21 protein-coding genes are annotated in these 23,821 nt (G+C 67.1%); 7 read left to right on the top strand and 14 right to left on the bottom strand.

Annotated features, from left to right (window positions below; translation table 11 throughout):
• Window position 1 precedes the first annotated feature (1 nt).
• Both ASE13_RS12160 and ASE13_RS12165 read left to right on the top strand, forming a co-directional pair.
• Window positions 2-571 carry a 2'-5' RNA ligase family protein gene (locus ASE13_RS12160; protein WP_056616019.1) on the top strand — a complete coding sequence of 190 codons (570 nt, stop codon included), beginning with the start codon at window positions 2-4 and terminating at the stop codon, window positions 569-571.
• A 54-nt stretch (window positions 572-625) separates the two neighbouring features.
• On the top strand, window positions 626-1,090 hold the full coding sequence (locus ASE13_RS12165; protein ID WP_082596744.1) for a VOC family protein: 465 nt from the start codon (window positions 626-628) through the stop codon (window positions 1,088-1,090).
• Window positions 1,091-1,272: 182 nt separating this feature from the next.
• Here ASE13_RS12165 and ASE13_RS12170 read toward each other — a convergent pair whose 3' ends face one another.
• Entirely contained in the window at window positions 1,273-2,277 is a 1,005-nt protein-coding gene (locus ASE13_RS12170; protein WP_056616025.1) for a fumarylacetoacetate hydrolase family protein, read from the bottom strand.
• A 214-nt stretch (window positions 2,278-2,491) separates the two neighbouring features.
• Between ASE13_RS12170 and ASE13_RS12175 the strand changes: the two genes are divergently transcribed.
• Window positions 2,492-3,781, top strand: a complete 1,290-nt coding sequence (locus tag ASE13_RS12175) for an adenylosuccinate synthase (RefSeq protein ID WP_056616028.1) — start codon at window positions 2,492-2,494, stop codon at window positions 3,779-3,781.
• A gap of 44 nt (window positions 3,782-3,825) precedes the next feature.
• On the opposite strand, the gene ASE13_RS12180 is transcribed toward ASE13_RS12175, so the two are convergent.
• The 10 genes from ASE13_RS12180 to ASE13_RS12225 form a co-directional block, all read right to left on the bottom strand.
• A complete protein-coding gene (locus tag ASE13_RS12180; protein WP_056616031.1) occupies window positions 3,826-4,122 on the bottom strand; it encodes a hypothetical protein in 297 nt (98 codons plus the stop codon).
• Window positions 4,123-4,250: 128 nt separating this feature from the next.
• Window positions 4,251-5,318, bottom strand: coding sequence for a chorismate synthase (gene aroC, locus ASE13_RS12185; protein ID WP_056616034.1), 1,068 nt, complete (start codon window positions 5,316-5,318; stop codon window positions 4,251-4,253).
• Window positions 5,315-5,842 carry a GNAT family N-acetyltransferase gene (locus ASE13_RS12190; RefSeq protein ID WP_056616037.1) on the bottom strand — a complete coding sequence of 176 codons (528 nt, stop codon included), beginning with the start codon at window positions 5,840-5,842 and terminating at the stop codon, window positions 5,315-5,317. Before ASE13_RS12190 ends, aroC begins: the two co-directional genes overlap by 4 nt.
• Window positions 5,839-6,642 carry an enoyl-ACP reductase FabI gene (fabI, locus tag ASE13_RS12195; protein ID WP_056616040.1) on the bottom strand — a complete coding sequence of 268 codons (804 nt, stop codon included), beginning with the start codon at window positions 6,640-6,642 and terminating at the stop codon, window positions 5,839-5,841. The genes ASE13_RS12190 and fabI overlap by 4 nt, the downstream gene beginning before the upstream one ends.
• Entirely contained in the window at window positions 6,642-7,589 is a 948-nt protein-coding gene (locus tag ASE13_RS12200) for a YihY/virulence factor BrkB family protein (RefSeq protein ID WP_056616044.1), read from the bottom strand. Before ASE13_RS12200 ends, fabI begins: the two co-directional genes overlap by 1 nt.
• A 6-nt stretch (window positions 7,590-7,595) precedes the next feature.
• Window positions 7,596-8,531: a DnaJ C-terminal domain-containing protein gene (locus tag ASE13_RS12205; RefSeq protein ID WP_056616047.1), complete on the bottom strand. Its 936-nt coding sequence runs from the start codon at window positions 8,529-8,531 to the stop codon at window positions 7,596-7,598.
• A 97-nt stretch (window positions 8,532-8,628) separates the two neighbouring features.
• Window positions 8,629-9,519: a transglutaminase family protein gene (locus ASE13_RS12210; protein WP_056616049.1), complete on the bottom strand. Its 891-nt coding sequence runs from the start codon at window positions 9,517-9,519 to the stop codon at window positions 8,629-8,631.
• Window positions 9,520-9,524: 5 nt separating this feature from the next.
• Window positions 9,525-12,047 (bottom strand): circularly permuted type 2 ATP-grasp protein, encoded by a 2,523-nt coding sequence (locus ASE13_RS12215; RefSeq protein WP_414885316.1) that lies wholly within the window; start codon window positions 12,045-12,047, stop codon window positions 9,525-9,527.
• Between the two features lie 62 nt (window positions 12,048-12,109).
• Window positions 12,110-12,985 (bottom strand): LOG family protein, encoded by an 876-nt coding sequence (locus tag ASE13_RS12220; RefSeq protein ID WP_056616052.1) that lies wholly within the window; start codon window positions 12,983-12,985, stop codon window positions 12,110-12,112.
• A 45-nt stretch (window positions 12,986-13,030) separates the two neighbouring features.
• Window positions 13,031-13,690 (bottom strand): extensin family protein, encoded by a 660-nt coding sequence (locus tag ASE13_RS12225; protein WP_056616055.1) that lies wholly within the window; start codon window positions 13,688-13,690, stop codon window positions 13,031-13,033.
• A 134-nt stretch (window positions 13,691-13,824) separates the two neighbouring features.
• On the opposite strand from ASE13_RS12225, the gene ASE13_RS12230 reads away from it, so the two are divergent.
• From ASE13_RS12230 to ASE13_RS12245, 4 genes are all read left to right on the top strand, one after another.
• The gene (locus ASE13_RS12230) at window positions 13,825-14,712 is read left to right on the top strand and encodes an alpha/beta hydrolase (protein ID WP_082596747.1); all 888 of its coding nucleotides are present in this window, start codon (window positions 13,825-13,827) and stop codon (window positions 14,710-14,712) included.
• Between the two features lie 96 nt (window positions 14,713-14,808).
• Window positions 14,809-15,969, top strand: a complete 1,161-nt coding sequence (locus ASE13_RS12235; RefSeq protein WP_056616059.1) for a phosphoserine transaminase — start codon at window positions 14,809-14,811, stop codon at window positions 15,967-15,969.
• Window positions 15,970-16,068: 99 nt separating this feature from the next.
• The gene (gene serA / locus ASE13_RS12240) at window positions 16,069-17,646 is read left to right on the top strand and encodes a phosphoglycerate dehydrogenase (protein WP_056616061.1); all 1,578 of its coding nucleotides are present in this window, start codon (window positions 16,069-16,071) and stop codon (window positions 17,644-17,646) included.
• Between the two features lie 127 nt (window positions 17,647-17,773).
• Window positions 17,774-18,868, top strand: a complete 1,095-nt coding sequence (locus ASE13_RS12245; protein ID WP_056616064.1) for an ATP phosphoribosyltransferase regulatory subunit — start codon at window positions 17,774-17,776, stop codon at window positions 18,866-18,868.
• Between the two features lie 37 nt (window positions 18,869-18,905).
• Here the strand turns inward: ASE13_RS12245 and ASE13_RS12250 are convergent, their stop codons facing one another.
• From ASE13_RS12250 to ASE13_RS12260, 3 genes are read right to left on the bottom strand one after another with little or no spacing between them, the layout of a single operon-like run.
• On the bottom strand, window positions 18,906-20,333 hold the full coding sequence (locus tag ASE13_RS12250; protein ID WP_056616067.1) for a mannitol dehydrogenase family protein: 1,428 nt from the start codon (window positions 20,331-20,333) through the stop codon (window positions 18,906-18,908).
• Between the two features lie 42 nt (window positions 20,334-20,375).
• Window positions 20,376-21,383 (bottom strand): aspartyl protease family protein, encoded by a 1,008-nt coding sequence (locus ASE13_RS12255; protein ID WP_082596749.1) that lies wholly within the window; start codon window positions 21,381-21,383, stop codon window positions 20,376-20,378.
• Window positions 21,384-21,424: 41 nt separating this feature from the next.
• Window positions 21,425-23,812, bottom strand: a complete 2,388-nt coding sequence (locus tag ASE13_RS12260; RefSeq protein WP_082596837.1) for a ligase-associated DNA damage response DEXH box helicase — start codon at window positions 23,810-23,812, stop codon at window positions 21,425-21,427.
• Window positions 23,813-23,821 lie beyond the last annotated feature (9 nt).

The raw sequence follows: 23,821 nt of genomic DNA on the forward strand, positions 1-23,821 counted from the left end.
GATGATGATCCCGACTGTCGGGGGGCACGTGTCCGGCCAGCAGGCGCGCCGCGACGACCAGATGCTCTACCTGATGATCAAGCCTTATGCAGGGCAGGCGGCGATGATGGACGGACTGCGCCGAACGCATGGCCTTTCGCGCCAATACGCCATGGATCGCTTCCACATGACCTTGGTGCCGTTCGGCGACATCAGACTGATCCCCCCGCAGAATCTCGAACTGATCCGCCGTGCCGCCGCATCGCTGCAAGCGGAGCCCTTCGAAGTCACGCTCAACCGGATCAGCGGCAATGCCCTCGTCGGCAGCAGGATGCAGGCCCTGCGCGATTTTCAACGGTCGCTAGCGGCGCGGCTCGAAGCGTTCGGAATCGATTTGCCGGACTATGCATTCAAGCCGCACGCGTCGCTCACCTACGAGGAATGGCGGCCCCGCAACATCCTGGTCTCGCCGATCAGCTGGCAAGTCCGGCAACTCCTGCTGATCAACAGCATCCATGGCAAAGGGCATCAATTGCTGGACAGCTGGAATCTCGAACCGCGCCAGGGCTGCCTCGACTTCGATCCGCACTGACGCGGCTTCCCCAGGAATGGTTTGCTGCTAGGCTTCGGGAAAAGGAGAAATCGGATGAGGATTTGCGCGTACCTGATTGCCTTGCTCGCCCTCGCATCGCCGGCTCACGCACAGGACACGCCCGCTCCAGTCGCCCGGCTCGACCATGTCGCGATCTGGTCGGCGGACATGCAGAAGAGCATCGATTTCTATCACGCCGTGTTCGGCCTGACCGAGTTCCCCTCGCCCTTCCCGCCCGGCGGCCCGCGCTGGATGCATCTCGCGAACGGAGTCGAACTGCATATCCAGCCCGGGCGCAGCGAACCGGTCAACCAGCCGCGCCGCGTCCATATGGCGATCGCGCTCGCGAGCATCGATCCGGTGATGGCGTGGCTCAAGGCGCACGGCCAAGGCTGGAGCGATATCGCCGGCACGCCGGGCGCGATCAACGCCACGCGCACCGACGGCGTCCGCCAGATCTTCCTTCAGGATCCCGACGGCTATTGGATCGAAGTCAACGACGCGCTGAAGAAGCGTTAGGGAGAGGACTCGTATTCAGAACGCGTCATCCCCGCGAAAGCGGGGCCCCATCTCCTGAGCGAGCGGCAAAATGCACCGGCTCGTTCGTGGAAACCGTCGGAGATGGGTCCCCGCTTTCGCGGGGATGACGAAGAGAGGAGCAAGCCCGTTAGTCAAATCAACAGGTTGAATAGGCTCTCAACCTAGCCGCCGACAATCTGCTCGATCACGCCGAAGATCGCGTGGTGCCGGTCGTCCTCGGCCCAGATGCGCACGGTGTCGCCGACCTTGAGGAAGGGGGTTTCGGGCTTGCCGCCGCGGATCGTCTCGATCGTGCGCACTTCGGCGAGGCACGAATAGCCGACGCCGCCCTCGCTCACCGGCTTGCCGGGACCACCATCGGCATCGCGGTTCGAGACCGTGCCCGAGCCGATGATCGTCCCCGCTCCCAGCGCGCGCGTCTTGGCGGCGTGCGCGATCAGCGTACCGAAATCGAAGGTCATGTCCTCGCCCGCCTCGGCGCGGCCGAAGGGCTTGCCGTTGAGGTCGACCATCAATTTGCGGTGGAGCTTGCCGTCCCGCCACCAGTCGCCGAGCGCGTCGGGAGTGACGAACACGGGCGAGAAGGCGCTCGCCGGCTTGGATTGGAAGAAGCCGAAGCCCTTGGCGAGCTCGCCCGGGATTAGGTTGCGCAAGCTCACGTCGTTGGTGAGGCCGACCAGCCGCACCGCTGCCAGCGCCTCTTCACGCGAGGCGCCGAGCGGCACGTCGCCGGTCACCACCACCACTTCGGCTTCGAGATCGCAACCCCAGGCCTCGTCGGCGAGCGGGATCGGATCGCGCGGGCCGAGGAAACCGTCCGAGCCGCCCTGGTACATCAGCGGATCCTGCCAGAAGCTCTCGGGCATCTCGGCGCCGCGTGCCTGACGGACCAACGCGACATGGTTCACATAGGCCGAGCCGTCCGCCCACTGATATGCCCGCGGCAGCGGCGATGCCGCCATCCGCTCGTGGAAACGCAGCATCGGGATCGTCTCGTGCCCGAGATCGGTGGCGAGATTGCGAAGATCACCCTCCACCTGATCCCAATTGTCGAGCGCCGCCTGCAGCGTCGGCGCAATCGTGGTCGCATCGGCGCACCACGCCAGATCGTCCGACACCACGACGAGCTTGCCGTCGCGGCCGTGCTTCAGGCTGGCCAGTTTCATCCATTCTCTCCCGTTTCGATCAGCATAGGGCCGCCGACGCCCAAGTCGAGCGGTTGAGTCGCGCGCCCGAGCCCATAAGCACTTGACGCGACCCGCGCCGGACGCCATTGGCGCCGCGGCTTCGGGGCACTTCCCCGGCCCCGATACCGCCCGGTCGCCGAGTCCTGTCGAAGGGCGGCCTTGGGTCCGCCCCGGCAGGCGGAGAATTGTATTCATGGCAAATGTCGCAGTGATCGGCGCCCAATGGGGCGATGAGGGCAAGGGCAAGATCGTCGACTGGCTCGCCGAGCGCGCCGATGTCGTCGTGCGCTTCCAGGGCGGCCACAATGCCGGGCACACCCTCGTCGTCGGCGAGAAGGTCTACAAGCTCTCTCTGCTGCCCTCGGGCATCGTCCGCGGCACCCCCAGCGTCATCGGCAACGGCGTGGTGCTCGATCCCTGGGCGCTGCGCGACGAGATCGAGAAACTGCGCGGCCAGGGCATCCATGTCACACCGGACACGCTCAAGATCGCCGACACCTGCCCGCTGATCCTGCCTTTCCACCGCGATCTCGACGCGCTGCGCGAGGACGCCAGCGGCGCGGGCAAGATCGGCACCACCCGCCGCGGCATCGGCCCGGCTTATGAGGACAAGGTCGGCCGCCGCGCGATCCGCGTGTGCGATCTCGCCCATCTCGACGAATTGGGGCCGCAGCTCGATCGCCTCGCCGCGCATCACGACGCGCTCCGCGCCGGTTTCGGCGAGCCGCCGATCGACCGGGATCGGCTGGTCAAGGACCTGCGCGAGATCGCCGGCTTCGTCCTCCCCTTCGCCGAGCCGGTGTGGCGGATGCTGAACGAGGCGCGCGGACGCGGGCGCCGCATCCTGTTCGAAGGCGCGCAGGGCGTGCTGCTCGACATCGATCACGGCACCTACCCCTTCGTGACCTCGTCCAACACCGTCGCGGGCACCGCAGCGGCCGGATCGGGGCTCGGGCCGAGCGCGGTCGGCTTCGTGCTGGGGATCGCCAAGGCCTATACGACGCGCGTCGGCTCGGGGCCCTTCCCGAGCGAGCAGGACAATGACGTGGGCGAGCGGCTCGGCACGCGCGGCCGCGAGTTCGGCACCGTCACCGGGCGCAAGCGCCGCTGCGGTTGGCTCGATGCGGTGCTGCTGCGCCAGTCGGTCGCGGTCTCCGGCATCACCGGCATCGCGCTCACCAAGCTCGACGTCCTCGACGGCTTCGACGAGATCCGCGTGTGCACGGGCTATACGCTGCGCGGCGAGGCGCTGGATTATTATCCGGCAAATGCCGCGGATCAGGCGGGAGTGGAGGCGGTCTACGAGACCATGCCCGGATGGCACGAATCGACCGCGGGCGCGCGCAGCTGGGCCGAACTGCCCGCCGCGGCGATCAAATATATCCGTCGGGTGGAAGAGCTGATCCAGTGTCCGGTGGCTCTGGTATCGACCAGCCCCGAGCGCGAAGACACCATTCTGGTCCGCGATCCCTTCGCGGACTGATCGAAAGCCGGGCCCCGGCGACACTGCCGCCGGGGCCCCGCCGCTTAACGCTGCGGCGTCGGTGTGGCCGGCTCGGGCGCTGGCGTGGTGCTGGCGTTCGGATCGGGCGTCGGCTCGGTGGTCCCGCTCCCGCTCGTGCCGCTGTCGGGCGCCGGTGCGGTGCTGTCGGCGCTCGGATCGCCCTTCTTGTCTTTCTTGTCCTTCTTGTGATCCGGGTTCGTCGTGCTGTCGGGCGAGGTCGCCGACGGGTCCTGGCTCGGTGTCGACTGCGGTGTCGACTGGGCCATCGCGGCGGCCGGGAAGATCAGGGCCCCGGCAAGGAACAACGAAAGCTTACGCATGTTTTACACTCCTGCAGGTTGATAACTTGCAGGAATTGAACGGGTCTGCCGGCCGCTGGTTGCGTGCAGGCGGGACGCTTCGCCGCTGTAACAAAACCGATTAACCGCGAGCTGACCCTATCGCGGGATCAGCCGCACTGCGCCCGATGCAATAATTTCTGATCGGCGAGCACCAGCGCAACCATCGCCTCGACCACCGGCGCGCCGCGGATGCCGACGCAGGGGTCGTGCCGCCCCTTGGTCCGGATCTCGGTAGCCTCGCCTTCGCGACTGATCGTCTCGACCGGCGTCAGGATCGAGCTGGTCGGCTTGAACGCGACCCGCACCAGCACCGGCTGCCCCGTCGAAATGCCTCCGGCGATGCCCCCCGCATGGTTGGCAAGGAAGTGCACGCCGTCGTTCCCAGGCCGCATCGCATCGGCATTCTGCTCGCCGGTCAGCGTCGCCGCGGCGAAGCCGTCGCCGATCTCGACGCCCTTGACTGCGTTGATCGACATGCACGCGGCCGCCAGCTCGCTGTCGAGCTTGGCATAAAGCGGCGCGCCCCAGCCCGGCGGCACGCCGGTAGCCTCGCACGCGATCACTGCGCCGAGCGACGAACCCGCCTTGCGCGCATCGTCGACCAGCGTCTCCCAGCGCGCGGCCGCGGCGGCGTCGGGGCAGAAGAACGGATTGTTGTCGATCTCGGCCGCGTCGAAGTTCGCAGGATCGATCGCGTCGCCGCCGATCGCCTCGACCCAGGCGCGTATCCTCACCTCCGGAATGGCGAGCCGCGCCACTGCGCCGGCTGCGACCCGCGCCGCCGTCTCGCGCGCCGAGGAACGCCCGCCGCCGCGATAGTCGCGAAAGCCGTATTTCTGATCATAAGCGTAATCGGCATGGCCGGGGCGATAGGCCTGCGCGACTTCCGAATAATCCTTCGAGCGCTGGTCGACATTCTCGATCATCAGGCTGATCGGCGTGCCCGTGGTGCGCCCCTCGAACACGCCCGAGAGGATGCGGACCTGATCGGGCTCCTGCCGCTGCGTGGTGAAGCGCGACTGGCCCGGGCGGCGCTTGTCGAGGAAGGGCTGGATATCGGCTTCGGACAGCGTCAGCCCCGGCGGGCAGCCGTCGACCACGGCACCCAGCGCCGGCCCATGGCTCTCCCCCCAGGTGGTGAAGCGGAAGACGCGTCCGAAGGTGTTGAAGCTCAAGAGTTCCCGCCCAGCTGTGCGAACGCCCTTGCGTGCGTCGCCGCTCCGCGCTCGCCGCACGGCATGGCGCCACCCTGGAGCGGCAGCGCCATCAGATAGTCGCCCGCATAAGGCGAGGCAAATCCGCGCGCCCAATCGGCCGAAAAGCCGAAACGTTCGTAATAAGCGGGATCGCCGAGCACGAAGACGAGCATCGCCCCGGCATCGGCAAGCTGGACGAGACTGGCGCGGACCAATGCCTCGGCGACGCCTTGGCCGCGCTGCCCGGCATCGACCGCGAGCGGGGCGAGCGCCACTGCCCCGATCGACTTGCCGCCGATCTCCACGGTCATCCGACTGTAGACGATGACGCCGGCAAGCGCGCCGCTCTCTTCGTCATCGGCAACGAGCGTCAGTACCATGTCGCCGTCGATGCACAGCCGCTGGACCAGCATGGCCTCGTCGGGCGCGGGAAAGGCGCGCCGCAGCAATGCGTCGATCGCGGCCACGTGCCCGCCCGTCGCGGGGCGGATCGCGATGCTCACACCAATGCGATATCCGGTGCATCCTCGGCCTTCATGCCGATGACGTTGTATCCGGCATCGACATGATGCGTCTCACCGGTCACGCCCGAAGCAAGGTCCGAGAGCAGATACAGCCCCGCGCCGCCGACATCCTCGATCGTGACATTGCGCTTGAGCGGCGAATTGAGCTCGTTCCACTTCAGGATCAGGCGGAAATCACCGATACCCGAGGCCGCGAGCGTCTTGATCGGGCCCGCCGAGATCGCATTGACGCGGATACTGTCGCGGCCGAGATCGACTGCGAGATACTGGACACTGGTCTCCAGCGCGGCCTTGGCGACGCCCATCACGTTATAGTGCGGGATCACCTTCTCGGCGCCGTAATAGCTGAGCGTGAGCAGGCTGCCGCCGTTCGGCATCATCTTCGATGCCCGCTGCGCCACCGCGACGAACGAATAGACGCTGATGTTCATCGTCATCAGGAAATTGTCGAGGCTGGTATCGACATAGCCGCCGCGCAGCTCGTTCTTGTCCGAGAAGCCGATCGCATGGACGACGAAATCGATCGTCGGCCAGCGCTCCGCCAAAGTCGCGAAGGTCTTGTCGAGCTCGGTCATGTCCGAGACGTCGCACTCGATCAGGAAATCGCTGCCGAGCTGTTCGGCGAGCGGGCGCACGCGCTTCTCGAGCGCTTCGCCCTGATAGCTGAACGCGAGTTCCGCGCCCTGTTCGCGCAGCTTCCGGGCAATCCCCCACGCCAGCGAACGATCGTTCGCCAGGCCCATGATCAGCCCGCGCTTACCCTGCATCAATCCCGTCACTACGCTCCGCCCTCCTTATCGCGCGCCCCCTCTACTCCGTCCGGCACCGGTTCGGCTAGGGCGGCGTTGAGTTCGGCGCCGGCAACCATGCCGAGCCCGATCAGATAGAAGAAGATCAGCACGATCATCACGCCGGCCAGGCTGCCATAGGTCAGGTCGTAGCTGCCGAGCGTGATCAGCACGCGCGGCAGCATCGCCGTGACGAACAGCCACCACAAGGTGATGAACGCCGGACCAGGCCATTTCGGGCAGTTCGAATGGCGATACCGGCTGGGCGTCAGCGAATAGAACAGCATGTATAGCGCACCGAACAGCACCAATGCCGGCAAGGCCTTGGTGGCGGCGACGATCGCCTGCGCCTGCGACGCCCAGGGCAGCAACCGGTAGATGAATTGCTCGATTCCGGTCAGGAGCACCTGGAAGCTGAACGCGGCCATTGCGAGGATGACCGAGGCGACGCTGATGCCCATCGCACCCAGCCGATAGCGCCAGAAGGGCGTGCTCGATTTGACGCCATAGGACTGGCGAAGAATCCCGCGCAGCGTCTCGATGAAACCCGCGGTGGTCCATAGCCCGACGATCGCGCCGAACCACAGGAGATTGCCGGTGCGCGCCTGGAGCACGTCGGCGGCGGGCTTGCGGAGCACTTCCCCCACGTCGGGCGGCATCGTCTGCAGGAACGCCTCGAGCGTCCTTATCCCTTCGGCGTTGCGTCCGATGAGCTGCGCGATCGCCGCCGCGACGATCAGGAACGGAAAAAGGGTGACGAGCGAAAGATAGGCGAAATTGCCGGCATAAGTGAACCCTTCGTTGAAGGTGTCCGTCACGACGCGGCCGATGACATGGAAGAACCGGGGTCCGAAACCGACTTTGCCCATCGCCGCGCGAATACGGGCACCGAGCCCGGGCCTCGCCTCGGCGGCGCCGGCGGATTCCGCTTCTGTCACAAGGGCTCAGACGCCCATGCGGCCACGCGGGTTCCCCTTGTCCTGCCAGCCCTGCACGAACTCGACCAATGCGTCGTCGTCGACCGGCAAGTCGACCATCAGCGTGACCAGCAGATCGCCGCGCCCGCCGCCTTTCTTGTGGAAGCCGCGCCCCTTGAGGCGCAGGACCTTGCCCGAGGTCGAGCCTTTGGGAACCTTGAGCATCACAGCGCCATCGGGCGTAGGCACCCGCACTTCGGCGCCGAGCACCGCTTCGGACAGGCTGACCGGCAAATCGAGCCGGACGTCATCGCCCTCGCGGACGAAGAAGCGGTGCGGCTGGATGTCGATCGTCACGATCGCGTCGCCGAAACCGCCCGGGCCTTCCTCGCCCTTGCCCGCGAGCCGCATCTGGGTGCCGTTTTCGAGGCCTGGGGGCAGCTTGAGGTCGATCGTCTTGCCGTCGCGAAGCGTGATCCGCTGGGGTGCGAGCCTGGCCGCGTCCTCGAATGCCACGGCGAGGCGATAGGCAACGTTCGCGCCCTTGGCGGCCGGCCGCCGGCCGAAACCGCCAAAGCCGCCGCTGAATCCGCCGCCGCCACGCCGGCCCGCGCCGCCGCCGAACAGTCCCTCGAAGATATCGCCGATGTCGCTCGATTCGCCGCCGAAATCGAAACCGCCGCTGCCGCCGGGACGAAAGCCGCCTTGCGGGCCGCCGCCATATCCAAACGGTGCGGTGGGATTGCCGTCGCCATCGATTTCGCCGCGATCGAAGCGCGCGCGCTTGTCCTTGTCGCTCAGCAGATCATACGCCGACGCGATCTGGCTGAAGCGTTCGGCGGCCTTGGGATTGTCCTTGTTACGGTCAGGGTGCAGCTCCTTGGCGAGCTTGCGATAGGCCTTCTTGATATCGGCCTCGCTCGCGCCCCTTGCCACGCCTAGAGTTGCATAAGGATCGGCCACGCATTTCCCCGTTCGAAAATCACCAAATTCGAGCGCCCCTTACAGGAGCCTTTCGCCCGCGAACATCGTTGCCGCACGGGCTTTGCGCAAGTCCGCCTCAGGCGGGGATCTGCTCAAGCGGCTCGACATCGACCGAAACCTGCATCTTCTGCGCCCCCCAGCCGAGGACGATCCCGTCGATCGGGGCGACATCGGCATAGTCGCGGCCGATCGCGACGACGATATGATCGCCCGCCATCCAGATGCCGTTGGTGGGATCGACGCCGACCCAGCCGAGCTGCGGCCCCGCCCAGACCAATACCCATGCATGCGTCGCATCGGCGCCTACCAGCCGCGGTTGGCCCGGGGGTGGCAAAGTGCGGATATAGCCCGAGGCATAAGCGGCGGGGAGCCCTGCGGCGCGCAGGCCCGAGATCATGATCTGCGCAAAATCCTGGCAGACTCCGCCGCGCTGGAGGAATGCTTCGCGCGGCGGCGTGTCGACGAGCGTTGCGGTGGGATCGAAGTCAAATTCGCGCTGGATGCGCAACGCCAGCGCGATTGCCGCGTCTAGCACGCCGCGCGCAGGATCGAGATCCTCCGCGCACCATGCCGCGATCTCGCGATCGAGCGGGATCAGCGGCGACGGGAAAAGATAGGCGGCCGGCCCCGCGGGCGAGGCATCCCGGCCGGCGCGTGCCCATTCGGCGATCTGGGCGAGCGCAGGATCGGAAGGCGCAGGCACCGGGATAGCCCGATCGACACGGACGCGGGCGCGGCTTTCGATGGTGAGCGTGCGCGCGGGCTGCTCGACCACCAGCCGGACGACATTCGCGAGCCCCGCCTCGGCCCGGGCCGGGAAGACGCGGCCCTGCGGTTCGATGATCAAGGCGTAATCCTCGATCGTCTGGCCCGACCAGAGGATCGGCTTGAGGCGGAGATTGTTGCGCGCGAAGGCGGCAGGCTCGGCATAGTCGAACCGCGTCACATGGCGGATTTGGTACAGCATGCAGGTCAGGCCAGGACGAGGCCGGCGGCGCGCAGCGGCTCGGCACCGTGCAGGAAGTAACGCCGTGCGACTGCTCCCGAAAGTTTCGTCAGGCGCGTTTCGAGATCGCTCAGCATCGCATCGCTCACCCGCGTCGCGCTGGCGGTGACGAGCAAAGCCGCGATCTCGCGCGCCTGCGCCTGTTGCGGTTCGGCGAGACCATCGTCGGAAAGCACCGGCAGCTTGTTGAGATGCGCCGAGATCGCCGCGACCTGGAAGGCGAGCGCTCGGGGATTATGGGGATCGAGCGTCACCAGATCGAGCACGGGCACGCGCGCCATTCCGGTCAGATAGCGCTGGCGATAGCTGATCTGGCTGTCCAGCAGATCGAGCAGGGTCGACAGATCGTCGGCGGTCGCGTCGGGCCCGCCGAACGTACGAATGAAGCGGATCGCGCCCAACGCGCGCTCGATCCGGCGGCCGATGTCGTGGAAGCGCCACGCATCGGTGCGCGTCATATGCTCGCTCGCCAGCCCGTTGAGGGCCGAATAGCGGCGCTGGAGCGAGCCGGCCTTGTCGAGCAGCACGCCGCGTTGCGGAAAGGGCGCGTCGAGCAGGCGGATCATGTCGGCCGAGAGCCGCTCGCGCGAGACTTCGCCGATCAGCCGCGCCTGCCGGTTGATCGCGCGGACGCTGTACCACTCCCCCTCGTCTTCGAGCGCAGTACGGGCGAGTTGAGTCAGGTCGGCGCGTTTGAAGCCCTTGGGCTCGGGCGCCGCGCCCGAAGCCACCACCAGCCGGGTGAGGCGGGCGACGGTATCCGCCGCAAGCGCGGCGCCGGTGTCGGCGCTGATGGAGTGGCCGAGCAGCACGCGGAGCAGCCCAAGCAGCGCCTCGCCGCGTTCGAGATAGCGGCCGAGCCAGAACAGATTGTCGGCAACGCGGCTGGGCAAGGTGCCCGGATTGCGGCGGAGCTGGGTGGTGTCGTCCGAAGGCAGCAGCGATACCGGCGCGACCGGATCGGGCCCATGGATGCAGACATCGGCGGACCACATGCCCTCTCCCATCACCGCGGCGCGCGGATCGGGATGCTCGCCGATACGGGCGAAGCCGCCGGGGAGCACGGCCCAGCGGCCCTCGCCGTCGCGCGCGGCGAAGACCCGCAGCGTGAAGGGGCGCGGCGCGAGCGCGTCCCCGGCCACCGCCGGCATCGTCGAGAGGCGGACGATCTCCTGCCCGACATAGTCCTGCGGACGGCGCGTCATGTCATCAAGCAAGGCCGCGCGTTCGTCGGATCCGAGCGCCGCGCCGAGCACCGTCTCGCCGGCGGGCAGCCCGAGCGGCGCGCTTCCGAAAGCCGGCGCGATCAGCAGCGACTCCAGATTGGCGGCGACATAGTCGCGTTCGGCATCCTGCCCGCACCACCAGGTCGCGATATTGGGGAGTGCGAGCGGCGCACCGGTCAGCACTTCCGCCAGCCGCGGCAGGAAGGCGGCGAAGGCCGGCGCTTCGAGCAGCCCGGCGCCGGGCGCGTTGGCGATGACGACATTGCCCGCGGCGATCGCGTCGATCACTCCGGGCACGCCGATCGTCGAATGCGAATCGAGCGCGAGCGGATCGAGCAGCCGCGGATCGAGCCGGTGCCACAAGGCGTCGACGCGCTTCAGCCCGGCGATAGTGCGGACATAGAGCTTGTCGTCGAGCACCGCGAGATCGGCACCCTCGACGAGCAGGAAGCCGAGATAGCGCGCGAGATGCGCCTGCTCGGCATAACTCGGATTGAGCCGGCCGGGGGTCAGCAAGGCGATGCGCGGCTCGGCGCGCCGGCACGCCGCCGCCACACCTTCTCGGAAAGCGGCGAAGAAGGGGGCGTGGCGCTCGATATTGAGCCGCGACTGGAGCTCGCCCAAAGTCCGCGCGATCGCCAGCCGGTTCTCCAGCGCATAGCCCGCACCGGCGGGCGCGCGGAGATGATCGGCGAGCACCCGCCATTCGCCCGAGGGTCCCCGGCAGAGATCGGCGGCGACGAACTGGAGATGGTGGCCGCCGGGCGGCGTGAGCCGCGCGAGCGGGCGGAGGAAGAAGGGGCTGCCGGCGACGAGCGCGGCGGGGACATGGCCGTCGGCGATCAGCCGCGCCTCGCCGTACAGGTCCTGGAGAATGGTTTCGAGCAGCTCGGCGCGCTGGATGATACCTTGGGCGATGCCGTCCCATTCGGCCTTTTCGATCAGCAGCGGGACGGGCGAAAGCGGCCAGGGGCGCTCCTCGCCCTCGTCGGGGATACGGAAACCGGTGCCGATATCCTCGGCATGGCGTTGCGCGCGCTCGCGGGCGGGCTCGAGTCCCTCGCCCGAGACCGCGGCGAGTTCCTCGAACATCGCCGTCCATGCCGGATCGCGACCGCCGGCGCAGAGCACGTCGCTGTCGGGAACATGGCCGCAATAATCCGCGATCCAGCGATCGGCGATTGTCGCGGCGTCGAACAACGATGTCGCGGCGCGGGTGGCCAATTGCGCTTCCTCCGAGGGCGCGGTGATGGGGGAAAGCATGTTGCAAGGCAACAAGGGAGATGCCCGGAGGCCTCTGTTGCCCGTCACCGCACAGGCGAGTTTCAGCCCTTCGCCTGCTTGTCGCGCCAGAAATCCTGGACGATCCGCCAGCCTTCTTCCGCCGTCTCGACGAAGTGGAACAGGCTCAGATCGCGCGGACCGATCACGCCTTCCTCGCACAGAGCCTCGAAATTGACGACGCGCTGCCAGAAGTCTTTGCCGTAGAACAGCACCGGGATCGGATCGATCTTGCCGGTCTGGATCAGGGTCAGCAGCTCGAAGCTCTCGTCGAACGTGCCGAAGCCGCCCGGGAACACCGCGACGGCACGCGCGTGGAGCAGGAAGTGCATCTTCCGAAGCGCGAAATAGTGGAACTGCATCGACAGCGACGGCGTCACATAGGGATTGGGCGCCTGTTCGTGCGGCAGCACGATGTTGAGCGCCACGGTGTCCGCGCCGACGTCGCGCGCGCCGCGATTGGCCGCTTCCATGATCGAAGGGCCGCCGCCCGAGCACACCACGAAGTGCCGCTTGCCCGCTTCGTCGAGCGGAAAGTTGCTCACCATCTGCGCCAGCTCGCGCGCGACGTCGTAATAATGCGACTTCTCGATCAGCCGCTCGGCGATCTTCTTCTGCTCGGGCGTGTCGGCGAGCTCGAGCAATGCCTTCGCCTTTTCAGGCTCGGGGATACGCGCCGAGCCATAAACGACGAAGGTCGAGGCGATATTGGCCTCGTCGAGGATCAGCTGCGGCTTGAGCAGCTCGAGCTGGAAGCGGACGGGCCGAAGATCCTCGCGCAACAGGAAGTCCATGTCCTGAAAGGCGAGCCGGTATGCCGGATGTTCGGTCTGGGGCGTGCCGCTATTGGTGTTGGCGTTCTCGGCTTCCTGCTGCGCGGGGCGGAAGACGCGGCTCGGGACGCGTGTGTCGTTGCTCATTTGGTCCGGCTTAGGCCGATCGCGGGCTCGCTGCAAATGCCCAGATCAGGCGCAGAACGGCCCGCGGCCCATGTCGAGATGGAGGTGATTGTAGTGCGCGGCGTTGTAATCGGGGCCGAGCACCGTCTTGAAGCGCTTGCACGCCGAATTGTGGATCGTCGCGAAGAACTGGCGGACGGCCGGATCGTCGGACTTCCAGCCGGTCTCGACACGGATTTTGCGTCCGTCGGCGAGGATGAATCCACCGACATCGACGGCGTTGCCGAGACCGTGTTCCGATATCCGCCCCGAAGAACCGCCGATGATCGCCCGGCACGAATAGGTGCCAAAGCTTTCGACGCGGACCAGCTCGCTGCCGAGTATCTGCTTCGCCGCGGGCGCTACCGCGAAGCGCACCCACGCCGTGAAGGTGCGTGCGAGCGGGCAGCGCATCGATTTGAGGTTGGTCACCGGCACGCCGATATCGAGCAATTGCACCGCGCCGGTGACGATGCAGCCGCTGCCGAAATCGCGGTCGGGCAACGGCGAATAGCGAACCTGTTCGCGCGACAGATCGGCGAAGCATTGCTGCGTCTCGCGCGGAGTCGGCCCGGTCAGCGTGATCGGCCCCGATCTGCGCTCGCGAATCGGCGCCGGCCGGTCGTCACTGTCGCCGCCGATACAACTGGTCAGGAACAAGGCGAGGAACAGGACGCCGATGCGCATCCGGCACGCATAGCACGGTGATTCTGAAGATTCGCTGTTGTCCGTCGCACGCGAGCACCGGTTTGACTCTCGTACTGGTAGCGCTACCATCGTTCCCAGGCGCCGCCCGAGACGGCCGCCGACCGGAGAGACTCATGACCAGACTGCTCGCCGCCTTCGCCTGGGCGCTCGCCTTGCTCGCATCGCCGGTCTGGGCGCAGGATCCGCCCGCTACGCCGCAGCGAATCGCATTATGGGCAGACGGCGCGCCGGGATTCGAGAGCCGCAAGAATATCCCCGAACAGGCCGAGGCCTATTGGCTCAAGCCGGTCAACGACCCGAGCGTCACCTATTTCCCCGCACGCCCGGGCCGCGAGACCGGCGCGGCGGTTTTGCTGATGCCCGGCGGCGCGCACGAATTCCTCGTCATCACCAGCGAGGGCAATGATGCCGCGCGATGGTTCAACGAGCGCGGCATCGCGGCGTTCGTGCTGCGCTACCGGCTCTTCCGCGGCAAGGATTCACCCTACAAGTTCGAGCATGCCCGGCAGGATGCCGAGCGCGCGATGCGGACGATCCGCAGCCGGGCCGGCGAATGGAAGCTCGATCCCCACAAGATCGGCGTGGTCGGCTTCTCCGCCGGGGGTGAATTGGCGCGGGTGACCCTGCTCAGCCCGCCGGTGCCCGCGCCGGGAAAGGGGGATGCGATCGACCGGCTCTCGGCACGTCCCGATTTCGGCGTGTTGGTCTTCCCGGGTCCGCTCCACGGCGAAGAGAAGATCACGCGCGATTCGCCGCCCTTGCTGATGACCGCGACCAACGACGATCAATGCTGCTCGCAACCGATCATCGATTTGCTCAACGCCTATCGCGCCGCGGGCGCCTCTTCCGAGCTCCATATGTACGCGGCGGGCGGGCACGCATTCAACATGGGCGAGACGACGCCGATGGTGAGTCTTCGCAACTGGCCCGCGCGGATCACCGACTGGATGACCGACCGCGGGCTGCTGGCGAAATGGCCGCCCGAACCCGCGAAGCCGTAGCTTTACCCACATTGACTTTGCGCCAGCCGCCGCTAGGGCCGTCGACGGGCCACGCGGTCCCAACGCCGCGCGTGCTCTCTGCAAGGAGAGACTGACATGAATGATTCTGCCGTTACCGACGCCACAACTGCGTCTGCTGCCAAGCCCGCTACCAAGCCGGCACGCCCCTTTTTCTCTTCCGGTCCCTGCGCCAAGCCTCCGGGCTGGGATGCGTCGAAGCTCGCCAGCGAATCGCTCGGCCGCTCGCACCGTTCGAAGATCGGCAAGACCCGCCTGCAATATGCGATCGACCTGATGCGCGAGCTGCTGCAGCTCCCCGATACGCACCGCATCGGCATCGTCCCGGGCTCCGACACCGGCGCCTTCGAGATGGCTATGTGGACGATGCTGGGCGCACGCCCGGTGACGACGCTCGCCTGGGAGAGCTTCGGTGAAGGCTGGGTCACCGATGCGGTCAAGCAGCTCAAGCTCGACCCGACCGTGCTCCGCGCCGATTACGGGCGGCTTCCCGATCTGCGCCAGGTCGACTGGTCGAACGACGTATTGTTCACCTGGAACGGCACCACTTCGGGCGTGCGCGTGCCGAACGGCGACTGGATCCCCGACGACCGCGAAGGCCTGAGCTTCGCCGACGCGACCTCGGCAGTGTTCGCCTATGACCTGCCGTGGGACAAGATCGATGTCGCGACCTTCTCGTGGCAGAAGGTGCTGGGCGGCGAGGGCGGTCACGGCGTCCTGATCCTCGGCCCTCGCGCAGTCGAGCGGCTCGAAACCTACGCCCCGGCCTGGCCGCTCCCCAAAGTCTTCCGCCTGATCGCCAAGGGCAAGCTCGCCGAGGGCGTGTTCAAGGGCGAGACGATCAACACGCCGTCGATGCTCGCGGTCGAGGACGCGATCTTCGCGCTCGAATGGGGCAAGTCGGTCGGCGGAGCGAAGGGCCTGATCGCGCGCAGCGATGCGAATGCCGCCGCACTCCAGAAGATCGTCGCGGAACGCAACTGGCTCGGCAATCTCGCCGAGGACGAAGCGAGCCGCTCGACCACCAGCGTGTGCCTGACTGTCGAGGGTGCCGACGAGGCGTTCATCAAGAAGTTCGCGTCGCTGCTCGACAAGGAAGGCGCGGCCTATGACGTCGCTGGCTATCGTGACGCCCCCGCGGGGCTGCGCATCTGGTGCGGCGCGACGGTCGACACCGCCGATATCGAGGCGCTCGGGCCATGGCTCGACTGGGCCTACGCCGAGGCGAAAGCCGCCTGACTTCTCGCGTGCTCCGGCGAAGGCCGGAGCGCTGGCCACCAGCCATTCCCTTTCCAGAGCTCCGGCCTGCGCCGGAGCACCAAGTTTCAGGATAGAACCATGCCCAAAGTCCTCATCAGCGACAAAATGGACCCCAAGGCCGCGCAGATCTTCCGCGAGCGCGGCGTCGAGGTCGACGAGATCACCGGCAAGACGCCGGAGGAGCTCAAGGCGATCATCGGCGACTATGACGGCCTCGCGATCCGCAGCTCGACCCGGGTGACCAAGGAAATCCTCGAAGCCGCGACCAACCTCAAGGTCGTCGGCCGCGCCGGCATCGGCGTCGACAATGTCGACATCCCCTCGGCCTCGGCCAAGGGCGTGGTCGTCATGAACACCCCGTTCGGCAACTCGATCACCACTGCCGAGCACGCCATCGCCCTCATGTTCGCGCTCGCCCGCGACCTGCCTGAGGCCGACAAGTCGACCCAGGCCGGCAAGTGGGAGAAGAACCGCTTCATGGGCGTCGAAGTCACCGGCAAGACGCTCGGGCTGATCGGCGCCGGCAATATCGGTTCGATCGTCGCCGACCGTGCATTGGGCCTCAAGATGAAGGTGATCGCCTATGATCCCTTCCTCACGCCCGAGCGCGCGCTCGAGATGGGCGTGGAGAAGATGACGCTCGACGATCTGTTGCTGCGCGCCGATTTCATCACGCTCCACACGCCGCTGACCGACCAGACCCGCAACATCCTCAGCCGCGAGAATCTCGCCAAGACCAAGAAGGGCGTTCGCATCATCAATTGCGCCCGCGGCGGGCTGATCGACGAGGCGGCACTCAAGGAGCTGCTCGATTCGGGTCATATCGGCGGCGCAGCGCTCGACGTGTTCGTGCAGGAGCCGGCGAAGGAATCGCCGCTGTTCGGCACGCCCAACTTCATCTCGACGCCGCATCTCGGCGCCTCGACCAACGAGGCGCAGGTCAATGTCGCGATCCAGGTCGCCGAGCAGATGGCCGACTATCTCGTCTCCGGCGGCGTCACCAACGCGCTCAACGTGCCGTCGCTGTCCGCCGAGGAAGCGCCGCGGCTCAAGCCGTACATGGCGCTCGCCGAGAAGCTCGGCAGCCTGATCGGCCAGCTCGCGCATGGCGAGATCGCCCGCGTCTCGATCCACAGCGAAGGCGCCGCGGCCGAATTGAACCAGAAGCCGATCGTCAGCGCGGTGCTCGCCGGCTTCCTGCGCGTCCATTCGGACACGGTGAACATGGTCAATGCGCCCTATCTCGCCAAGGAACGCGGCATGGAAGTGCGCGAAGTCCGCAACGAAAAGGAAGGCGATTACCACACGCTATTGCGCGTCTCGGTCAAGACCGATGCGGGCGAGCGCTCGGTGGCGGGCACGCTCTTCTCGAACGCGCAGCCGCGCCTCGTCGAACTGTTCGGGATCAAGGTCGAGGCCGATCTGATCGGCAACATGCTCTATGTCGTCAACGAGGACGCGCCGGGCTTCATCGGCCGGCTCGGCACCACGTTGGGCGAGGCGGGCGTCAATATCGGCACCTTCCACCTCGGCCGCCGCGATGCCGGCGGCGAAGCGGTGCTGCTGCTGTCGATCGACAACGAAGTCACGCCCGAGCTCGTCGCCACGGTCCGCGCGCTCCCCGGCGTGAAGACGGCGATGGCGCTCAAGTTCTGAGGACTGCACACGCACACCGTTCGCCCTGAGCTTGTCGAAGGGCCGTTCTTCTTTTCGCGAGGAAGAACGGGGCTTCGACAGGCTCAGTCCGAACGGGTATGGGGCGGCTGAAGGGGTTCTATCGTCTATGTCCGGCCTACTTCCCGAGGGTTTTCACGACCGCCTTCCCCCCGCCGCCGATGCCGCGGCGGGGCTGGAGGCGCGCGTGCTCGGGGTGGCGCGGCTCTATGGTTATGAGCAGGTCGATCCGCCGCTCGCCGAATTCGCCGACGAACTCGCCTCGCGGCTCAAGGCCGGCGGGGTACGCGACGCGGTGCGCTTCGTCGATCCCGTCTCGCAGCGCACGCTCGCGATCCGTCCGGATCTGACCGCGCAGGTCGGCCGTATCGCAGTCACGCGGATGGGCCATCACCCGCGTCCGGTGCGGCTTTCCTATGCCGGCGCGGTGGTCAAGCTCAGCGCCTCCGAACTCAACCCGCAGCGCGCGATGCGGCAGATGGGTGCCGAGCTGATCGGACTCGACACCGTCGCGGCGGCGATCGAAGTGGTCCGCGTCGCGATCGAAGCGTTGCAGGCGGCGGGCGTGACCGGAATCGCGATCGACTTCACGCTTCCCGACCTTGCCGACACGCTCGCCGCCGATCTCGATCCCGGCACGCTGGCGCTGCTGCGCGATCGGCTCGACGCCAAGGATGCCGGCGGCGTCGCCGCGATCGACGCGCGCTGGCTGCCGCTGATCGAAGCGGCGGGGCCGTTCGACGCTGCGATGGCGCGGCTGCGCGCGATCGACGCGGGCAATGCGCTGGCCAGCCGGCTCGACGGGCTCGCCCGGATCGCCGCGAGCGTCGATGGACAGGCCGCGCTGACGCTCGATCCGACCGAACGCCACGGCTTCGAATATCAGAGCTGGCTCGGCTTCTCGATCTTCGCGCGCGGCGTGCGCGGCGAGATCGGCCGCGGCGGCACCTACACGATCCTCCACGGCAATGGCCGCGAGGAGCCCGCGGTGGGCTTCTCGCTGTTCGCCGATCCGATCCTGGACGCCGGGCTGAGCGCCGGCGAGCGCCGCCGGCTGTTCCTGCCGTTCGGCACCGCTCCGGAAACCGGCGCGAAACTGCGCGCGGAGGGCTGGGTCACCGTCGCGGCGCTCGAGGCCGAAGATACGCCCGAGGCGCAGCTCTGCACGCACGTGCTGGGTACGGACGGACCCAGGCCACTCTGACCCCCCGTTGCTCCGGCGAAGGCCGGAGCACGAATAGCTACCGCGCAAGCAGCGGCGCGATGTCGCCTTGCGCGAAATACTGGAACGCTTCGCGCACCGCGGCACGGTACCGTTCGTCGCCGGCCAGCCGCTCCCCGAACACCGGCTCGACGCCAAGCATCGCCGTCACCGGATTGGCACTGGTCGCGGCGGCGGCGAGCGAGTCGGCCAGCGGATCGGTGATCGTCTCGCCCGCCTCGGCCTTGCGGCGCACGAACGCGATCCACGCCGCCACCGGCACTGCCAGCCGTTCCACGCCACGCCCCGCATCGAGCGCCGCGCGCGTCGTATCGAGCAGGCGATAGGGGAGCTTCTGCGAACCATCCCATGCGATCTGCGCGAGCAGATGCCGGATCTCGGGATTGCGGAAGCGGTTCAGCACGGCATCGGCATAAGCGGCCTTGTCGAGCCCCTCGACCGGCGCGAGCGAGGCGGCGATGTCCTGATGGACCAGCCGCGTGACGAAACCTTCGAGCACGGCATCGGACATCGCTTCGAACACCGTCTCGTGCCCGCGCGCGAGCCCGACATAAGCCAGCGTCGAATGCGCGCCGTTGAGGATGCGGAGCTTGGCTTGCTCATAGCCGCGGACATCGTCGGTGAGCGTCACGCCCGCCGAAGCGAGATCGGGCCCGTCGGCCATGTCGAAGCGCTGGAGCACCCATTGGGTGAAGCTCTCGCGCTGGACCGCAGCCAGGTCCTCGACGCCGAGCGCATCCCGGACCTTGCCGAGAAACGCCGCGTCGCTGGCCGGCGTGATCGAATCGACCATCGAATCGGGAAAGGCGACTTCACCCGCGATCCAGTCGGCGAGCACAGGATCCTGCTCCCGCGCCAGCGCCACGCACGCCGCCCGAAGCTTGGCGCCGTTGCCGGTCATGTTGTCGCAGCAGAGCATCGCGAAGGGCGGCAGCCCGGCGGCGCGGCGATCCCCCAGCCCGGCGACGATCCAGCCGATCACGCTCGCCGGCTCGGCGGGGCGCTGGAGATCATGGACGATATCGGGATGCGCGAAGTCGAGACTGCCGTCGCCGGCAAGGCAATAGCCCTTCTCGGTCACGGTGCTCGTCGCGATCCGCACCTCGGGCGAGGCGAGCAGCCTGCGCAGCCGCGCGCCTTCGCCCGGGCCGATCGCATCCGAATGCGCGGCGACGATCCGCGTCGAAGGCTCGCGGTCGATCACCGCCAGCGCGTAGAGCCCGTCCTGCGCCTTCAGCGCGTCGGTGGTGCTCCCGCTGCGCAGCGAAACCGCGGCGATCCCCCAGCGCGGATCCGCGTCGAGCAGCCGATCGACATAAGCGGCCTGATGCGCGCGATGAAAGGCGCCGGGGCCGAAATGGACGATGCCGGTACGGATGGCTTCGGGCGTGTGGCCCGGGCGGGCGACGGGAAGTGTAGCAAGCGAGGCGCGGGACAGGCGAGTCATGCGCCGAGCCAAGCAGCCCCGGCGCGTCCAAGTCAATCCGGACTAATAGGATTTCACTCCGAGGGAACCGCCACCGCCGGGAATCAGCGAGCCCGTGGTGAAGCGGGGCTGCCGTTCGCTGCCCTTCGGCATCCGGAAGCGGACCTGCCGGTTGGGGAAATCGATATCGACGCTGCGGAAGCTGCGCAGCGCGTCCATGCCGAGCAGCAGGGCCGGACGTTTGGTCAGCCCGAAGCGTTCGAACGGCGCGACATCGGCGAAAGCGACCGGCATCGATCCGAACATCACATCGCCCACCTTGATATTGGGCACGGTGGTATAGTCGGCGAACGTCTTGACCCCGGTCACGTCGGTCAGCTCGATCGGCTGGGTCTTGCGGTTTCGCGTGACGCGCTTGCGCAGCGCGCTGTTGCCCATGCTCACCTGGCTGCCGGTATCGAGCACCACCTGGATGCGGGTGTTCCCATAATAAGCGTCGGTGACGATGAGCTGACCGAACATGCTCTTGGCCGTCACGACGATCTCGTCACTGTCCGCGCGGCGGAATTTGGGGCGTTTCTCGCTCTTGCGCACTTCCATCGTGCCGCGCTCGAAATTGATCGTGACCTGATGGTCGCGGAGCGTGTCGATGCCGAGCAGCCCGATCGCGCCGAGATTGCGCGCCTCTAGCTTGGGAGCGACGACGCTGTGCTGAATGCCGATCGACTTGATCGTCAGGTCGGGCACCAGCACCGTGTCGACCTGGCTGCGTCCGGTCATCGAAAGCAGAGTCACCGGGTGGCCCGCACTCAGCCGTAGCGTGTTGGCGAGCTCGCGCGAGACGACGGTACGTTCGGCGCCGGTGTCGATGATGAAATTATAGGGGCCCTTGGTGTTGACTGCGACCGGCACCGTCAATCGCTGGTCGACTTCGCCGAGCGTCAGCAAGGTGGCTTCCATCACCGATTCAGGGCTGATCAGCTCGGGATCTTGCGGAGGCGCAGGAGGCGGAACAACGGGTGCCTCGATCGGCAATGTGAAGAGCAGGAGCGGATAAAGAACTCCAGACATATGATAGCAATATACCTGCGCATGTTGCGCAGCAATCGAAATCAATCCATCCGCATCGCCTCCGCCGCAATGCCTTCCGCTTCGATCAGCAGCGCCTCCTCGCCGCTGCCCTGTGGGGTGCGTTCGCGCCCGATCATGATCAGCACCGGCACCGCCATCGGGCTCACCCGCGGCAAATCGATGTGCAGCATCGTGTCCGCGGCGGTATCGAGCAGCCGCGCCAGCCGGCCGACATCGGTCATCCGCGCGCGCGCATCGGCCCAAGCGGCCCTGAGCAGCAGGTGGTCGGGCTCGTATTTGCGGAGCACGTCATAGATCAGGTCGGTCGAGAACGTGACCTGGCGTCCGCTCTTCTTCTTGCCCGGATGCCGGCGCTCGACCAGCCCGCCGATGATCGCCACTTCCCGAAAGGACCGCTTGAGCAATGCCGATTGCTGCACCCAGTCGACGAATTCATGCTCCAGGATATCGGGCGAAAACAGCGCGGCGGGATCCTCGATCTTCTCGAGCCCGTACACCGCCAGCGCATAATCGTTGGCGACGAAGCCCAGCGGCTTCAGCCCCATCGCCTCCATCCGCCGCGTGATCAGCATGCCGAGCGACTGGTGCGCGTTCCAGCCCTCGAAGCTATAGGCGACCATGTGGTGCTTGCCTTCGTGCGGGAAGGTCTCGACGAGCAATTGCGCCGGCGCGGGGATCGCCGAGCGGCGCTCCTGCACTTCGAGCCATTCGCGGACATCGTCGGGAAAGCGCCGCCACTGATCGCGATCGTGCAGATATTCGCGCACGCGATTGGCGAGCGTCGACGTGATCGCCAGCCGCGCGCCCATATAGGACACGTAGCGCGCCTGCTTCGCGCTCGCCCGCACGATCAGGTCGGTCAATTCGACGCGCTCGACCTCGAGGCTCAGCCCGGCGAAGAAGAAGGTATCGCCCGGCGAGAGCGTCGATCCGAAGCCCTCCTCGATCTTGCCCAGCTTGCGGCCGTTCTTGAAGCGCACGTCGAGCATCGGCGCCTCGACGATGATCCCCGCATTCAGCCGATGCTGCGCAACGAAGGCGGGCTTGGTGACGCGCCACAGCCCGTCCTGCCCGCGGGTAAGCCGCTTGAACTTGTCATAGGCGCGCAAGCTGTAGCCGCCGTCGGCGATGAAGCTGAGGACGCGGTCGAATGTCTCCTGCTCGAGTGCCGAATAGGGCAATGCGCCGCGGACCTCGTGCAGCATTTCCGCAGCATCGAACGGGGCCGCGCATGCGCAGGCCATGACATGCTGCGCCAGCACGTCGAGCGCGCCGGGACGGAAGACATCGGGATCCAGCTCGCCTTGCTCGACCGCGTCGAGCGCCGCGCGCGCCTCGAGATATTCGAAGCGATTGCCGGGCACGAGCACTGCCTCCGATGCCTCGTCAAGCCGGTGGTTGGCGCGCCCGATCCGCTGGAGCAGCCGCGACGATCCCTTGGGCGCGCCCATCTGGATCACGCAATCCACATCGCCCCAGTCGACTCCGAGATCGAGGCTCGCGGTCGCCACCAGGGCGCGCAATTTGCCGTCGGCCACCGCCTGCTCGGCGCGGCGCCGCGCCTCGAGGCTGAGGCTGCCGTGATGCACGCCGATCGGCAGCTTCAACTCGTTGACCTTCCAGAGCTGCTGGAAGACGAGCTCGGCGAGCCCGCGGGTGTTGCAGAAGACGATCGTGGTGCGATGCGTCTCGATCTCGGCCATCACCTGCGGCATTGCATAGACGCCCGAATGCCCCGCCCAGGGCACGCGCCCTTCGGGGAGCAGGATGGCGATGTCGGGATCGGCGCCCTTCTCACCCTGCACCAGGGTCACGGCATCGATGTCGCCATGCGGCGCAAGCCAGGCGCGATAGCCGTCGGCATCGGCGACCGTCGCCGACAGCGCTACCCGGCGCATCCCCGGTGCGAGCCGCTGCAGCCGCGCCAGCGCCAGCGCGAGCAGATCGCCGCGCTTGCCGGTGGCGAAGGCATGGACCTCGTCGATCACCACCGTCTTCAGCCCCGCGAACATCGTGAGGCTGTCTTCGTAGGAGAGCAAAAGGCTCAGCGACTCGGGCGTGGTGAGCAATATCTCGGGCGGCCGCGCGCGCTGGCGGACCTTGCGCTCATGGGGGGTGTCGCCGGTCCGGGTCTCGACGCGGATCGGGACGCCCATCTCCTCGATCGGGGTGAGCAGATTGCGCTGCACGTCGACCGCGAGCGCCTTCAACGGCGAGATGTAGAGCGTGTGCAGGCCCTGCGTCGGCGCCTCTATCAACTCCGCGAGCGTCGGCAAGAAACCCGCGAGTGTCTTGCCCGCACCCGTGGCCGCGACGAGCAGCGCGTGCTCGCCGGCGCGCGCTGCATCGAGCATGTCGAGCTGGTGCCGGCGCGGCGTCCAGCCGCGCGACGCGAACCAGTCGGTCAGAATCGGAGG

Source organism: Sphingomonas sp. Root241 (genome assembly GCF_001428865.1).
Lineage (GTDB): Bacteria > Pseudomonadota > Alphaproteobacteria > Sphingomonadales > Sphingomonadaceae > Sphingomonas.

Excerpts from the sequence above, each read along its gene's own strand:
- ASE13_RS12160 (WP_056616019.1), top strand. The coding sequence starts at position 2 with ATGATGATCCCGACTGTCGGGGGGCACGTGTCCGGCCAGCAGGCGCGC.
- ASE13_RS12165 (WP_082596744.1), top strand. The coding sequence starts at position 626 with ATGAGGATTTGCGCGTACCTGATTGCCTTGCTCGCCCTCGCATCGCCG.
- ASE13_RS12170 (WP_056616025.1), bottom strand. The coding sequence starts at position 2,277 with ATGAAACTGGCCAGCCTGAAGCACGGCCGCGACGGCAAGCTCGTCGTG.
- ASE13_RS12175 (WP_056616028.1), top strand. The coding sequence starts at position 2,492 with ATGGCAAATGTCGCAGTGATCGGCGCCCAATGGGGCGATGAGGGCAAG.
- ASE13_RS12180 (WP_056616031.1), bottom strand. The coding sequence starts at position 4,122 with ATGCGTAAGCTTTCGTTGTTCCTTGCCGGGGCCCTGATCTTCCCGGCC.
- ASE13_RS12210 (WP_056616049.1), bottom strand. The coding sequence starts at position 9,519 with ATGCTGTACCAAATCCGCCATGTGACGCGGTTCGACTATGCCGAGCCT.
- ASE13_RS12215 (WP_414885316.1), bottom strand. The coding sequence starts at position 12,047 with ATGCTTTCCCCCATCACCGCGCCCTCGGAGGAAGCGCAATTGGCCACC.
- ASE13_RS12220 (WP_056616052.1), bottom strand. The coding sequence starts at position 12,985 with ATGAGCAACGACACACGCGTCCCGAGCCGCGTCTTCCGCCCCGCGCAG.
- ASE13_RS12225 (WP_056616055.1), bottom strand. The coding sequence starts at position 13,690 with ATGCGCATCGGCGTCCTGTTCCTCGCCTTGTTCCTGACCAGTTGTATC.
- ASE13_RS12230 (WP_082596747.1), top strand. The coding sequence starts at position 13,825 with ATGACCAGACTGCTCGCCGCCTTCGCCTGGGCGCTCGCCTTGCTCGCA.
- ASE13_RS12235 (WP_056616059.1), top strand. The coding sequence starts at position 14,809 with ATGAATGATTCTGCCGTTACCGACGCCACAACTGCGTCTGCTGCCAAG.
- serA (WP_056616061.1), top strand. The coding sequence starts at position 16,069 with ATGCCCAAAGTCCTCATCAGCGACAAAATGGACCCCAAGGCCGCGCAG.
- ASE13_RS12245 (WP_056616064.1), top strand. The coding sequence starts at position 17,774 with ATGTCCGGCCTACTTCCCGAGGGTTTTCACGACCGCCTTCCCCCCGCC.
- ASE13_RS12250 (WP_056616067.1), bottom strand. The coding sequence starts at position 20,333 with ATGACTCGCCTGTCCCGCGCCTCGCTTGCTACACTTCCCGTCGCCCGC.
- ASE13_RS12255 (WP_082596749.1), bottom strand. The coding sequence starts at position 21,383 with ATGTCTGGAGTTCTTTATCCGCTCCTGCTCTTCACATTGCCGATCGAG.